The organism is Paenibacillus jamilae (assembly GCF_050482105.1).
Classification (GTDB): Bacteria; Bacillota; Bacilli; order Paenibacillales; family Paenibacillaceae; genus Paenibacillus; species Paenibacillus jamilae_B.
In genome coordinates this window covers 38,877-53,121 of record NZ_JBCNHI010000018.1, presented here as the reverse complement: position 1 = coordinate 53,121, position 14,245 = coordinate 38,877, and the positions used below count along the sequence as shown (strand labels likewise).

Genomic DNA, 14,245 nt, shown 5'->3' with positions numbered 1-14,245 from the left:
TTAAGCGTCTTCCTGCTCTTCTGCAATTGACAGTGGCCATTTTAAAATCACTCTCAATCCCACCAGTGGAGACAATGAGAAGTCCAGCCCAGCTTCTTCACCAAAATGTAATCGCATACGCTGATGCACATTCCATAACCCATAGCCACTTTTTTCTTCTACAGGCTTCTCAAGTGCTAATGTAAGGGACGTTATACCCTCATCACTTAAACCAAGTCCATTATCATCTACAATCAAGTACATAAATGAGCCGACACGCTCAGTCATAATACGGATGATCCCTTCCTCCGCCTGAGGTTCTATTCCGTGCAGCACTGCATTTTCCACCAGTGGCTGCAACATAAGTGGCGGCACCAGCAGACTATGGGCCTGTGAAGAAATATCAATAGTAAACGTTAACCGTGGCATACGCATCTGCTGAATTTTCAAATAATATTGCACAAACTCGACTTCATCCGATAAAGGAACCAAATCTCTTTCCTGTCTTGTTGTATAACGATAATATTTGGACAAATTATGAGCCATGGCCACGACCGCCTCATGATTACGCAGCTTGGCCATGCTCGTAATAAAGGAAAAGCAATTATAAAAAAAATGAGGATTGATTTGAGACTGGAGCTGCTTTAGACGTGCTTCCTTTACATGCAGCTTCTCAACGTAAACTTTCTCAAACAGCTCCTGAATCTGTTCGACCATTAGGTTGAATTGACGTGACAGAAAGGCAAACTCGTGACTACCCTTAGGACTCAAACGAACAGCATAGTCTCCATCCTTTAATCTCCGAAATGCCCGCACAAGCTGGAGAATTGGAACTTGTACCTGTGAGTGCAGGAGATAAGCACCAACGATGCCTACCAATAGCGAGCCAACAACGGTTATATAAAATAGTCGGTTAGATGAGTAAATCGGAGACATCATATCAGACAAGGGCATGTAATCAATCAAATACCAACCTGTCGTTTGCGAAAGAACGGCATGAACAAGGTAACTCTCTTCTCCAATTTTTACGGTCAGATTATCAACTTCATGCAATCCCAATTTCTCCAGTTTCGTAATTAGCTGGCCCGACAGTTCTTCATTTGCAGAGCGATTATAAATTACTCCTACGCCTTTTTTATAATAAAAAGGCTCCTTTCGTCCATCGCCTTTAAAGCGGTCAAGCATATCCTGAATATTGCTGCTGTCAAACTCCACTTTAATAATCGTGTTAGCGGTTTCCGGATTAGCCAGAGAGGAAAACGGGGACAATGTATACAATGAAAATATAAATTGATCCTTTCCGTACACTCTTTTTTTAGATACCTGCCAGCCGTTTGTTATCGATTGGTTTAGTACCTTCTGATCATAGGAACTGGCTCCATTCTCCGATACAACTCGTCCAAGCGAAGGGGAATATATACTTAGTCCTGTTCTCCAATTAGAAGAGCTTTCCTGAAGCCCAAGCTTGGTTTGGATGCGCTTGACAAGGTTAATTCCATCCAGATTGAGAACCTTGTCCTTTAAAAAAATCGCTTGAAAACTGGCTACATCGGGATCATGAATCAGCAGATGCGGCCAGGAGGAAATCATCTCAATATTCGTATTCACCTGGTTTTGAAAAAAAGTCAGCTGATTATAATTGGATTGATTCAGTTCCTCACGTAATACGCCAGTTGTGGTCTGATTAGAGTAGACGTACAGGATCAGCACAGGTATAAGCAATACGATAACGATGGAAACGATTTTAGTATAAAAATTAAATTTAAACATGACTTTTCACACATCCTCTGCACAAAAAACAGGCATACTTAAAAGGTATGCCTGAGCCCTGACCTTCGTTGCCGCCATTACATACTATACATTATTAAGGGTTGGCGGTGATAATATGTTTGACTCCAAGCAAATGGAATGGTTAAATCAACTATCCGCTGAAGACTTGGCCATTTTAGGCGCCGGCTTCAATACATTAGGTGATTTTTTTGATTTTCTGGCGCTGATTAAAGCTAAACAGGAAACACCTAAGGATAAAAAAGGTAAAAATAATAGATAAAAAACTACTTAATAACGAATTTTACACGAGTCCCATCCTCATACTGATCCAACTGGTGACTGACCCATGATCCTGCCCCACGATTATCTTTAGGGGCTATGTATTTGACGTTGGCACCCTTGCCCCCTTCTGAGCACATAGCCATCGGCCATTCATCACGATCGAACCCTTTACGAGTAGGGACACCCGCAAGTGAATGCTTACGATTTTGCTCGGCTCCTTCACGATCGATTGTGCACACTGGTGATTTTCCCGCCTGAATGGCTTCCTTAATATGCTGTGCCGTTTCAGGATAACGGCCTGATGGAAATTGCAGCGTTATCTGAGCTGATGAAGGCGGGTTCTCTCCTGTTATTTTCGTAAGAAGATTGCCTCCTTCAAACCAGTACGCCCCCACAGCGAGCAGCACTAAGGCTATAAAACTTAGCAACTTTTTCTTCAATTTACTCTTCCTTTCAAGCTATTCCAGTAAATGACCTTCAGCTAAGGCAATCCCTAGACTTTATTTTTTGTAACCCCTTACTGACTATAAAAAAAGGTTTAATATCCGACGACAAATAGTATAGAGAGGAGGTTGAACGAATGAACGATGAGATCAAACTGGCCGTGAGCCAAATGCAAGCTGTTGTAATCCGGTTACTGAATGGAAATACCCTAATTGGCTGGCCTAAGCTCCTTTCTGACCAAGAAACTCAGCAATTTAAGCTCTACGATGACGAACACGTATATACGATTTCTGTTAATGACGTGGATACAGTCGCAAGAGTTATTGTATAGCATACAGGAAGCGACTTAATGAGTCATCCAGCGGACAAGCCCGAACAAGGCGCACCACAGGAGAAGACTAATCAGAATTCCCCAAAATAAACCTTTAAAAAGCTTCATACCATACTGACAACCTTTCCGACTCGGGTTTTTCCCCATTATAGCATGCCAGAAAGGCAGCTGTCGCAGCTTGCTCTTACATTATCTTTGCATCATATATTTTAAATTTGGAAATCACGATACCAAGGGAAAGATATAAAATTCCGAAATTATGCCTGATCACCAATGAAAATGCAATCATGACATAATAAAAGTCACAATTTAATCGAAATTTAATGAAACTTTTCCGAAAATGATGTATAATTATTGACATAACAAAACGCACGAGGTGATCATCATGGCATTATTAAACAGAGTTAAGGAATTAAAATTACAACTGCCTAACGAGCATCATAGCATTTCACAATACGTGGAGCATGCATTGCATTCGATTGACAGTTTTGTAGAACAACATCGTCAATTTGTAGCCGCCCAAGCTTTATATGGTGAAAAAATCAATGGTACGGAAGAAAGATTATTTCGCGACACAATTGCTGAGATTAAAGCCCAACTGGTAGCTACGCTGGAGAAAACAGTTGAAGATTTCGCACACAAAGGCGATAAGCATTGGAAAAATCATTATCAGGACGGCGTAGAATAAGCTGAAAATAAACCCCCGGTCTTTGGACCGGGGGTTTATTTGTTTGATATGCGCGGGATATGGCAATGTGCGTAGACTATTTTAACACTTTGGCAGAAGTCGTTACCTTTTTACCACCATAGACTACTTTAATGCTGGAGCTTCCGCTATCCAAGGCCTTTACCTGACCAGCTGTAACCTGTACGATCGACGGTTTGGAGGATGTCCATACTGCTGAATTGGTCACATTGGCAGATGCACCTGAGTCATAAACGGCACTCACGCTAAGCACTTGAGATGAGCCTTTAGGCAACTTCAGGTTTTTATTGCTCAATACCAGCTTGAGCAGCTTAGGTGTTACCTTAATCTCCACGTTAAATGACTTATCCTGATACGTCCCCGTAATGGTTGCTGTTCCAATGCCAACTGCTTTAATGGAAGACCCTTTTACGACCACTACGGAAGCATTCGATGTTGTCCACTTCACTTTACTGCTCAGGGTAACCTTTTTACCATCTGTATAGGTACCGACGACCTTAATGGACTTACTTCCCTTCAAATTCATTTCAGCATTCGAAAAGCTCGGTGTCAGTGTAGAAATGGCTCCCTCCACAATGACAGGCACCTTCACGTATTTATTCATATACATTGCCTTGATTCCCGAGTTGCCACCACTCACCGCTTTTATTTTTCCATTTCCTACTGTAACTGCAGCTGTTGTAGCTACCCAGCTTACCTGGTTGGTAACATCCACTGTTCCGCCACCAGCCATTTGTGCCTTTACGGTCGGAATACTTGTTTCTTGGCCTGCAACCAATACATATTTTTTCTCAGAAGCCGTCAGCTTGAGAACTTTATATTGTACGGTCACTGGAATGTCCAGCTTGAGCGCACCTACTGTCGCTGTCAATGTTGCACTCCCTGGGTTGACTGCAACCAGCTTACCATCTGCAATCTTGACTGCACTCTCACTGCTTAAGCTCCATTTCACATCGGATTGAACTGCTTTTTTAGCTCCATTGACCAAATAAGCAGATATACTTGGAAGAGAAGTTTTGCTGCCAGTTTCGAGAGTCAGACTGTCTTTGCTTGAGACCAGTTTTTCGACAGTCGGAAGTACATTAATCTTCAGAGTCTTGTTCAAACCATGATAAGAGGCTGTAATGGTCGAATTCCCTACATCCATCGGTGTAATTTTACCTTGCTCCACCGTAGCAACCAGCGAATTAGAGGAAGTCCATTCTGCCGTGTTGGTCACATCTGTTTTGCCGCCAGTCAGGTTTACATCAGTTGCAGTAACCTGAATTGGGGAGCTACCCAGATAGACCGATTTGGAGCCAGATGCACTCAGTACCAATGCCTGGGATGAAGAACGCACATACACCATCAATTGTGCATTCAGTCCGTCTTTGGCGGCTTTAATGTAAGTCACGCCTTTGGCAAGAGGACGTACAAGTCCATTTTCTACGGTTGCAACAGCCTCATTCGAGGATGTCCATTCCACACCAGACACATTCTCCGTGCCGCCTGCGCTAAGCACACCTTGAACAGTCAATTGCTTTGATTCTCCGCCAATGGTCAAATTCAGTGGACCCACCGGATTGAATTGCAGCTTGCTGTAAGGCGATTTTACCGTAATTGTCGTACTTACCGTTTTCTGATCATATGTGGCGACAATCTTAATCTGCCCTTTGGATACCGGGGTAATGAGTCCTTTTTCTACTTTTAAAATGCTCGAGTCCCCGGAGATCCATTCAGCTCTTTCGGTTATATCTGTTTTACCGTTCTCCGTCACAGACCACACTTTTAATTGAGCGGGGTTTCCACCCAGATTGATTGTGGTCGGATTTTGACTGTCCCACTGTACCGTTGAGGTCGTGTTCCCTTCCGCTTGGGTCAGCCCTGCTGGCCATGCTGCGAATACAAACATCAGCAAAGCAAGTAAGAAGGTACTCCGTTTGCTCATACGTTTCATACGCTCCATTCGTTTCTCTCCCTTGGTTTCATACTATAAAACAGGGTATTATTAACAATCCCATTATCCTTTATCGGTAAACAGCTAACTAAATTGAACCCTTCATCAAAAAAAGGTGAATTATAACAGTTAAAGCTCTCCACGCAATGACCTTACTACAAACAAGTGCTCTTCCTTCGATAAGGTTTGTCCATCCTCAAGAATTACATGGTCTGCCGAGTGACTAATCAGCTTTACATTGTAAGCAATCAGCTGCTCGTCCCTCCAAATCGTCACCGCCGACTGAAAATGAATGGCATTATCAAACTGTAACGGAACATTCATTACATAACCGAGAGCATTCAGCCTTGCTGGATGGCGGCTTTTACGCTCACGCCCCGGAGGAAGCATGGTAATATGCGAAATATTTTCAAAAGGAATAGCCAGCATTTTAGGGCCCAAAATAACGCATTTTCGTATATCATCCCATTTTTCAAGTATGCCGCGCACCTTTTGGGTATGACCGTTGTTGCCGTGATATAAAATGACCTGACGTCCCTTCCATTGACGCATGTCCTCACCTCCCGTGCTAGCGGTTAGGAATCTCCCACCGAATCGGTTCCATTCCATGCTCCTGTAAAAATGCATTAGTACGCGAAAAAGGCTTGCTGCCAAAGAAACCTCTGTGTGCCGCCAATGGACTCGGATGGACAGATTTCAGCACCAGGTGCTTGCTGGTATTCACGAAGCTGGCTTTTTTCTGAGCATGGCTTCCCCACAAGATGAACACTGCCGGCTGTTCACGTTCATTAATCGCTTCAATGACAGCATCCGTGAAACGTTCCCAACCTATTCCCTGATGGGATTGTGGTTGTCCTTCACGCACGGTCAGCACGTTGTTCAGCAGCAGCACGCCTTGCTCAGCCCAAGGAACAAGATATCCCTGATTCGGAATAGAAGCGCCGACATCATCGCGCAGCTCCTTGTATATATTTTGTAGGGAGGGCGGTATACGCACACCGGGTCTAACCGAAAAGCTCAAACCGTGAGCTTGTCCCTCTCCATGATATGGGTCCTGTCCTAATATAACTGCTTTGGTCAGATGATATGGCGTTAATTTGAGTGCTGAAAACAAGTCTTCTTTTGGAGGGTACACCTTATGTAACTTGTACTCTCGGGCTAATGTATACCTTAATTCATTAAAGTAAGGCTTTTCGATCTCTTCTCGTAGTACCTCATCCCAGTCATTCCCGAACATACCGCGTCTCCTCTCAATATGTAAATCTGTGAAAGCTGTAAACTTTTGTCCAAACAAATAAAGCTGACCCCTCATCCGGAGCCAGCTTATTTATTCGTTACTTGTGTTTCTATGCCGAAGGACCAGAAAAGTTTTCTTACGATAGTCAACTACCGCGGGGTCTAAATTCGATTTCCTTATTATAGCATTCACGGTATTGATGTCAAGTAAATGTGTGTTTAAAACCGTGTAGAAACAAGCTCCTGCTCAATGTATTTGTTATAGCTTTGGATGAGCATTCAGGTATTCCAATGCATTATATAACATAACAGCAGCTTCGGCGCGTGTTATCTCACTTTTAGGGTGAAACTTCTCACTCCCATCCAGTACGTTGACCTTGTACACTAGCGAGCGCTGGATGCTGCCTTGATAAGCAGGCTCCAGTTCGCTGTCATCTGCGATATTCGCAGGCGCAATTTTAATCATGGGAAGAGCACCTGCTTTTTCCATGCCTTGAATCAACATATAGGTGAACTCTTCCTTGGTCAAAGCTTTGGCAGGATTGATATCTTTCGGAATATCAATACCGTTATAATATGCGTTGATAAAAGCTTCAGCGTACCATGCGGTATCTTTAACTTGGGTGAATAGTCCACTCGCCTGTGGCGCCTTGTTCAAATCAATAGCGGCCAAACTGAGCTGAAATCCGCCCGAGATCAACTGAATGCCCTGGGCAGCACTCACTTTAGATGAGGGGAGAAACTGCGTGTCAGAGGCACCTTTAATGAAACCTCGATCTTTAAGGGATGTGATTTTTTCTTTGCCGTTTACGTGATTTAAATCCTTGAATTGACTGTCTGCCGCAAACAAGTGACCTTCACTAGAGAAGGACAAAAGGGCTACCGTCGCAAGAGCTGCGATTGCATTTTTTCTCATGCTCATGTTAAGTTCCACCTTAGTAGTTGAATTAGGCTGCTTGGCCATAACAACTTCCTTGACGTGGTTCAAGCTGGAAAGGTTGCAGCAGATGCCGCTATTTTTGATAATGCATGCTGTTCTTTTTAATATAATACCTTCTCCAAGCAACGTGCCAATTCATCATCGGGAAGAGGCTTGCGATGCGTATTCTCAAGATAAATATACTTTTCTGTCTCTGGCATTAAATATTGTTTGGACCACAAGAACATATCCGGACTGTCTCCCTGAAGTCGAAGAAATCTACGCACAGTGTCCGCGTGAGAGATCGTGTTATCCAGATTGGTTAACCAATCTGCTCGGTAAAAATGCTCCCATCTTCCAGTTTCTGCAAGTGAAAGTGCTTCTTTACCCATCTGGAAGCTCCACACTGCATGAGAAGCTTGAATAAATGCCCGTGCATATTCTTTTTCAAGAAACAGCCCATAAGCAAGACATAAGCGAGCCAGTCCACGTGAACCGCTTAAATGCAGTTCAATCTGTACAAGCAGTTGGTTATACAGCCTGCGATTCTCATCTTCAGACAAGTGCTTCATAATTTGTAGACACCGCTCTCGCAGTTCAGCCCAGCCAGGGATTGCCGACTCGGCTTTTTGCTTGAACCAGCTTACCTGTTCAGCAAAAGGCTTTTCTCCAGTAGCCCAGCACAGCCGTTCATCGTGGCCTGCTTTGCCTTGCAGCCAAAAGCCCATCATTTGCCGAGCTGGATGGTGGTAGAATTCCTCGCCTGCCCGATCATCCTTATGTGGGCCATATTCAATAGTACAACGGGAATAATCACGGTATAATTGGGAAATTTCTTGATGCTGACAACTGTACAAGCGCGCGACAAAATCAGTAAGCTGAGCTTCAGCATCCACTTCGCCATTCGTCCATACATTCGCTACCAAATCCAGCGTATATACATGCGGCAAAATATTACCTGAATTGACCAGCAAATACTCATCAGCTCCTGTAGTAAACGCTGCTGTTAATTCGTCTACGATTAAACTGACAGAGGAAGGAAATTGGGTAAGATGGTTCGACGCCTGCAAGTCGTGAAAGGTCACATGATAATATACTCCATTCTTACCTCCATCCTCTGCCTCGGGTAGGGCTGGTATACGGTGGTTGAGATTCCCGTGGCGCCGAGATACCATTTTACCGTAACCATTGTCTGCCCATACTTTGATCACCCCTGCGGGCACTTCGATATACCCCTGCTTGTATAACTCGGCAATCTCACCATACATCGCCATACAGCACACAGGATGCTCTACACATTCACAGATCATATTGTACTGCTTGCGAACCACATACGATATCAATTGCCCCCGTTTGTCAGGCGTATTAATGGAAGGATCATCTTCCCAAAAAGGCTTGTCACCCTGCCCGCGAAAAGACAATACCCATACCAATTGTTCTCCCTTTTGCCGTTCTATCGCTTCCTGCCATAGCTGTTCAAATAACTCGGGATGCTCTCTGTAACTAGCTTGTTTACCTGGGAATGCACGCAAAAACATCTCCGCACCCAACGGCTCAGCATGATGATGTGTAAGCCACAAACCCATTTCTGCTGCCAGCTTATGATGAATGCCCGTGCGTGGTAAATCTGTCCCTGGAATTACCATATTTCCACCACAGCGCAATAACGCTTCAAAGACGGGCTGCCATACCTGCTCTGTCGGTGGATATTCATCCTTCCAGCCAATTAAGCAGACTTCATCATTAACAAACCATCCCCGATATCGAACCTTAGGCTGGGGACTGTCATAATTCTGACTCGGCCAAACTATGGTATCCTGCTGAGGGGGGAGAAGCTCCGCCCAGAACCAGAACGGCTCCACGCCTAAAGCGTAGCGACTATAATGAAGCAAACCATAAATGATCCCCAATTCATCATTACCAATAATATGAAGGATTGTTCCCTTGCTGCCAGCAACAAAACGCAGACAATAGCCCTCTGGCCAGTCTGGGCAATCATCCCCTTCTTGCGTATAACGAATAACGATTGAGGGCTCTTTTTCGGTTTGCCGTGGCTCTTGACCAAATACATGTTTATGATCTCGCGCAATCATATTCCAAGCGCGGGCAATTGGCTCATTTCCATGGATTCGAAGATTGTATCCGCTTTCAGATGAAATGATCAGAGGTTCACAAGCTTTCATTTGTTGTCATCTCCTATTTTTCAACTATGAGGATGCTTCTTATTTATTTTATAGGTTGATGACCTTCTTAGATAGTCTTTAATTGAATAACAGGCACGCTATAAAGCCAAATAAAAACAAAAAAACCGGTCCCAGAGGGTACCGGCTTAAGCGATTGAATTATTATTCAGTTTGTGGCTGAGTCACCGCCAACTGTATATGTGCATCTTTCAATTGTTTGTCACTAACCTTTGAAGGGGCTCCCATTAATACATCCTGTGCTTTGCTGTTCATTGGAAAAGCAATAACCTCTCGAATATTCGATTCATTTGCAAGGATCATTACAATCCTATCAATTCCAGGTGCTATACCTGCGTGAGGGGGTGCCCCAAATTGAAAAGCATTAAAGAGTGCAGGAAATTTACTCTTGATCTCTTCATATGTATAACCTGCAATCTCAAAGGCTTTCACCATAATCTCCGTATCATGGTTACGGACAGCGCCTGAGGACAATTCAATTCCATTACATACAATATCATATTGGTACGCCAGGATATCCAGAGGGTTCATATTTAGCAGCGCCTCCATACCGCCTTGCGGCATTGAAAACGGATTATGGCTAAACTCTATTTTTTGAGTATCAGGGTCCAATTCAAACATGGGGAAATCAACGATCCAGCAAAACCTAAACGTATCCTTTTCCAATAAATCCAGCCTTTTGCCTAATTGATTTCGGACAGCACCGGCTATTTTTTCGACATTTTTAAGCTCATCAGCAGCAAAAAACAGTGCATATCCCGGACCAGCTTGCGTTACATTGATTAATTCGTTTTTTATCTTCTCCGATATAAATTTTGCAATCGAGCCGCCAATAGACATATCATTATTGAACTTAATCCATGAAAGGCCTTTCGCTCCAGCTTCAGCAGCAAAGTTTACCATGTCGTCGTAAAAGCTTCTTGGCTGCCCTCCACAATCAGGAACAGCAATAACCCTTATCGTCTTATTGTTAAACACTTTAAAATCACTCTCTGCAAAAAGCTCTGTAACATCATGGACAATTAATGGATTCCTTAAATCAGGTTTATCGCTCCCATATTTAAGCATAGCTTCTTGATATGGAATTCTACTAAAAGGCTTTGAGATTTTATTATTTGTAAATTCAGAAAAAACTTCATACAGCATGTTTTCAACGACATTAAAAACATCTTCCTGTGTTGCAAAAGCCATTTCCAAATCCAACTGATAAAATTCGCCGGGTGATCTGTCTGCCCTTGCATCCTCATCTCTAAAGCACGGGGCTATTTGAAAATATTTATCAAAGCCGGAAACCATTAATAGCTGTTTAAATTGTTGAGGTGCCTGGGGCAAGGCATAAAATTGGCCTGGATGCACTCTACTAGGAACCAAATAGTCTCTGGCACCCTCTGGAGATGAACTTGTCAGAATCGGTGTCTGAATCTCTAAAAAATCCAGGCCGATCATCTTTTTTCGTATACTTTGGATTACTTTAGAGCGAAGAACAATATTATCATGCAGTTTTTCATTACGCAGATCCAGGAAACGATACTTTAATCTTAAATCTTCCCGGGCTTCATGGGCTGAAGATACCTCAAAAGGCAACGGATTCATGACTTTCCCTAGCACTTCTATCTCATTGGCAACGACCTCAATATAACCGGTTTTCATATGAGGACTGATCGTACTTTCGGACCTGTGACATACAGCTCCTATAACAGAGATGGTTGATTCCCTATTGATCTTGGATACAAAATCCTTTAATTCATTAGGATCAGAGACAACGATTTGCGTAACCCCATAATGATCCCTAAGATCAATAAAAGCAATCCCACCGAGGTTACGAATATTTTTAACCCAGCCTGCAATTCTCACGATTTCCCCGACATGCGTCTGATTCAACTCTCCACAGTTATGAGTTCTATATCTATGCACGAAAACACCCTCTTTCTTTTACCCTAATATCTAAATGGTTTCAATGATGTAACCCATGGTCTGTTGCAGGTATTGTCATTCAATTTTGTATGAATCCCGCCATGGGCTTATTCGGTTAGAACATGCTAACTTTATTATTAGCTTCCCGCCATTACTTGATTTCAACTAGACTGTAAGAAGACTAGCAGTTAATGCTGTAAATCTTTCATTCAGGTGCTCTGCAGTCCCAGTCATTATTTTTTGTCCTATATCGTCAACATGTCTATTCTTCCAATCCTCCAGGGCTGTCCCCTTAACCCATTGATTAAAAGCACCAAGGGCTGGACCGCAGTGTACTTGATAATCGACCCTATTATTTTTGTCCCCATTCAGGGCAAGTCGGGTAGAATAAGTAAAGTACCATCTAAATATCAAAGCCATTTTACGTTTTGGAATTCTTTCAGCTTTTTCAATGACTTGAGGCGGGTAATAAGCTTTAATATCTTCGTAGACTTGTTCAATACTCTTCTTAAAATACTTTTCTTCAATATAGTGTTTTGTTTCTCTATCCATTTCATCTATGGAATTATAATTACGGTAAAGATCATATAATTTATTCGCCCTGGCCGGGAAAAACACTCCTTTTTTCATAACCTGAACCTTTGCACCCATTTCAAACATATCCCCTGCTGGAGCGTAGTCTGTATCCTGAATGTTTAATTGCTGGAGCAAATCCTTTACTTCATCACTCGTTCCTGCTTCAACCGTACACTGATTGATAGAACCCGTCATAATAAAATCAGCACCTAATATAAACGCCGCCGCTGCAGCTTGTGGAGTCCCTATTCCCCCAGCAGCCCCTACCCTTATGCTTTTATTGTATTTATATTTTCGAATCGCTTCATCTCTCATCTGAAGCATTAGCGGAACCAATACATATGCCACTGCATGGTCGGTATGCCCACCCGAATCAGCCTCGACGCACAAATCATCTACCATGGGAATTTCCATTCCCATCATCGCTTCTTCCCGGCTGATCCTATTTTCCGCCAACAGCTTATTGATAATATTCTGAGGCGCAGGACTCAGAAAGGCTTCAACAACCTCGGGTCTGGATACTTTCGCTATAATTCTGTTCTGTGGCGTTACGTTTCCCTGTGCATTCCGTCTCAGTCCCTTCAGCCTGTACCTTACCAAAGAAGGTGTGATACTCATAAACGCAGAGGCTTCAATATTTCTAACACCGTATTTTATGTATAAATCAACGATGTTATTTTCTATGTCTGGGTGGTCTGGCACATGAATCAGATTCATTCCATAGGCTTCGCCACGGTTCAATTCCTTTTGAATATATTTAATGGCTTCCTCCAGAACATCCATCTTCACTCCCCCAGCTCCAAAAAAACCCATCATCCCTGCCTTTCCTGCTTTTACGACCATCTCTTTTGAAGAGATTCCCTTGTACATAGAGCCTATAAGATACGCATACTTAATTCCGTAATCTTGTTTAAATTCGCTATGCCCAAGAGACTCCGCAGTAAATCGTTTGCTGGATCCCAGTACGTCATGACCGGATTTTGTTCTGGGAGCCTGTCGCTTTTCAGATATCGATTCATCATTTCTCAACGTATCCTTCGACATCCCCTTCTGTACCTGTTCGTTTCGGTCTTCAACCTCTGTCACGATCAATGGCTCTGCTTCTCGTTGTATGGCATTAACCAATCCTGCCACGACATTACCAGGCCCGATCTGGATAAATTGGGTTACACTTTTACCCATCAGATAGCGTATACTTTCCGACCACTTGACCGGGCTTACAATCTGGTTGATCAGCGTGCTTCTTAAATCCTGCTGCTTGTAGGCTCTGGCATGGACATTGGAAATAACGGGTATTTTGATTTTCGAGAAATCGAATGACGCCGCATAAGCCTCAAATTTCTGTCTGGCATTTTCCATATACCTGGAGTGAAATGCGCCACTTACATTCAAAACCACATAATTTCTGGCTCCTGCATCTTCAAAAATCGGTTTCGCCTGCTCAATTAATTCCTTTGGCCCTGAAATGACAATCTGGCTGGGCGAATTATAGTTGGCAACATCGAGCTCTATTAATTTATTTTTCTCCATTACTTCCCGAAACACTTCTTCTTTCAAGCCTAATACTGCCGCCATTCCGCCGCCAGCAGCACGTGCCATCAGCTCTCCTCTTTTTTTGACCAGCTTCAAGCCGGTTTCAAAGTCAAACGCTTCCGCAGCAAATAAAGCATTATATTCACCCAAGCTATGACCTGCAACATAGTCGGGTTTTCTTCCGGTCTCTCTTATTTTTTTTAGGTAACTTAAGGCATTTACGACAAATAGCGCTGGCTGGGTGAAATCCGTTTGTCCGAGTTGCTTGGCAGGGTCTTCAAGGCACAGCTTCTGAATAGAATAACCAAGAACTACATCCGCTTGGGCAACCAATTCTGGAAATTCTTCGAATAGTCCTTCGCCCATACCTTTCACTTGAGCCCCTTGTCCAGGGAACAGATATGCGATCATTGATTTC

At 43.2% G+C, this 14,245-nt stretch carries 12 protein-coding genes; 3 read left to right on the top strand and 9 right to left on the bottom strand.

From position 1 onward, the window contains the following. Window positions 1-1,749: a sensor histidine kinase gene (locus ABEW32_RS15345; protein WP_430188922.1), complete on the bottom strand. Its 1,749-nt coding sequence runs from the start codon at window positions 1,747-1,749 to the stop codon at window positions 1-3. A 115-nt stretch (window positions 1,750-1,864) separates the two neighbouring features. On the opposite strand from ABEW32_RS15345, the gene ABEW32_RS15340 reads away from it, so the two are divergent. After that, complete coding sequence (locus ABEW32_RS15340) at window positions 1,865-2,029, top strand: hypothetical protein (RefSeq protein WP_430188920.1); 165 nt, start codon at window positions 1,865-1,867, stop codon at window positions 2,027-2,029. 4 nt (window positions 2,030-2,033) lie between these two features. On the opposite strand, the gene ABEW32_RS15335 is transcribed toward ABEW32_RS15340, so the two are convergent. Further along, window positions 2,034-2,471 (bottom strand): NucA/NucB deoxyribonuclease domain-containing protein, encoded by a 438-nt coding sequence (locus ABEW32_RS15335; protein ID WP_430188918.1) that lies wholly within the window; start codon window positions 2,469-2,471, stop codon window positions 2,034-2,036. Window positions 2,472-2,611: 140 nt separating this feature from the next. Between ABEW32_RS15335 and ABEW32_RS15330 the strand changes: the two genes are divergently transcribed. Both ABEW32_RS15330 and ABEW32_RS15325 read left to right on the top strand, forming a co-directional pair. Then, complete coding sequence (locus ABEW32_RS15330; protein ID WP_430188916.1) at window positions 2,612-2,806, top strand: hypothetical protein; 195 nt, start codon at window positions 2,612-2,614, stop codon at window positions 2,804-2,806. Between the two features lie 385 nt (window positions 2,807-3,191). Beyond that, window positions 3,192-3,494, top strand: a complete 303-nt coding sequence (locus ABEW32_RS15325; protein WP_013371923.1) for a hypothetical protein — start codon at window positions 3,192-3,194, stop codon at window positions 3,492-3,494. 76 nt (window positions 3,495-3,570) lie between these two features. Here ABEW32_RS15325 and ABEW32_RS15320 read toward each other — a convergent pair whose 3' ends face one another. The 7 genes from ABEW32_RS15320 to fabD form a co-directional block, all read right to left on the bottom strand. Then, complete coding sequence (locus tag ABEW32_RS15320) at window positions 3,571-5,457, bottom strand: Ig-like domain-containing protein (protein WP_430188914.1); 1,887 nt, start codon at window positions 5,455-5,457, stop codon at window positions 3,571-3,573. A 120-nt stretch (window positions 5,458-5,577) separates the two neighbouring features. Continuing rightward, entirely contained in the window at window positions 5,578-6,000 is a 423-nt protein-coding gene (locus ABEW32_RS15315) for a hypothetical protein (protein ID WP_430188911.1), read from the bottom strand. Window positions 6,001-6,016: 16 nt separating this feature from the next. Continuing rightward, complete coding sequence (locus tag ABEW32_RS15310; protein WP_430188909.1) at window positions 6,017-6,685, bottom strand: uracil-DNA glycosylase; 669 nt, start codon at window positions 6,683-6,685, stop codon at window positions 6,017-6,019. A gap of 258 nt (window positions 6,686-6,943) precedes the next feature. Further along, entirely contained in the window at window positions 6,944-7,606 is a 663-nt protein-coding gene (locus ABEW32_RS15305) for an S-layer homology domain-containing protein (protein ID WP_430188907.1), read from the bottom strand. A 119-nt stretch (window positions 7,607-7,725) separates the two neighbouring features. Next, complete coding sequence (locus ABEW32_RS15300; protein ID WP_430188904.1) at window positions 7,726-9,786, bottom strand: glycosyl hydrolase 115 family protein; 2,061 nt, start codon at window positions 9,784-9,786, stop codon at window positions 7,726-7,728. 162 nt (window positions 9,787-9,948) lie between these two features. After that, window positions 9,949-11,718, bottom strand: coding sequence for an aspartate--tRNA ligase (gene aspS / locus ABEW32_RS15295; RefSeq protein WP_430188901.1), 1,770 nt, complete (start codon window positions 11,716-11,718; stop codon window positions 9,949-9,951). Window positions 11,719-11,883: 165 nt separating this feature from the next. Next, window positions 11,884-14,238 (bottom strand): ACP S-malonyltransferase, encoded by a 2,355-nt coding sequence (fabD, locus tag ABEW32_RS15290; RefSeq protein WP_430188898.1) that lies wholly within the window; start codon window positions 14,236-14,238, stop codon window positions 11,884-11,886. Between the last annotated feature and the right edge of the window lie 7 nt (window positions 14,239-14,245).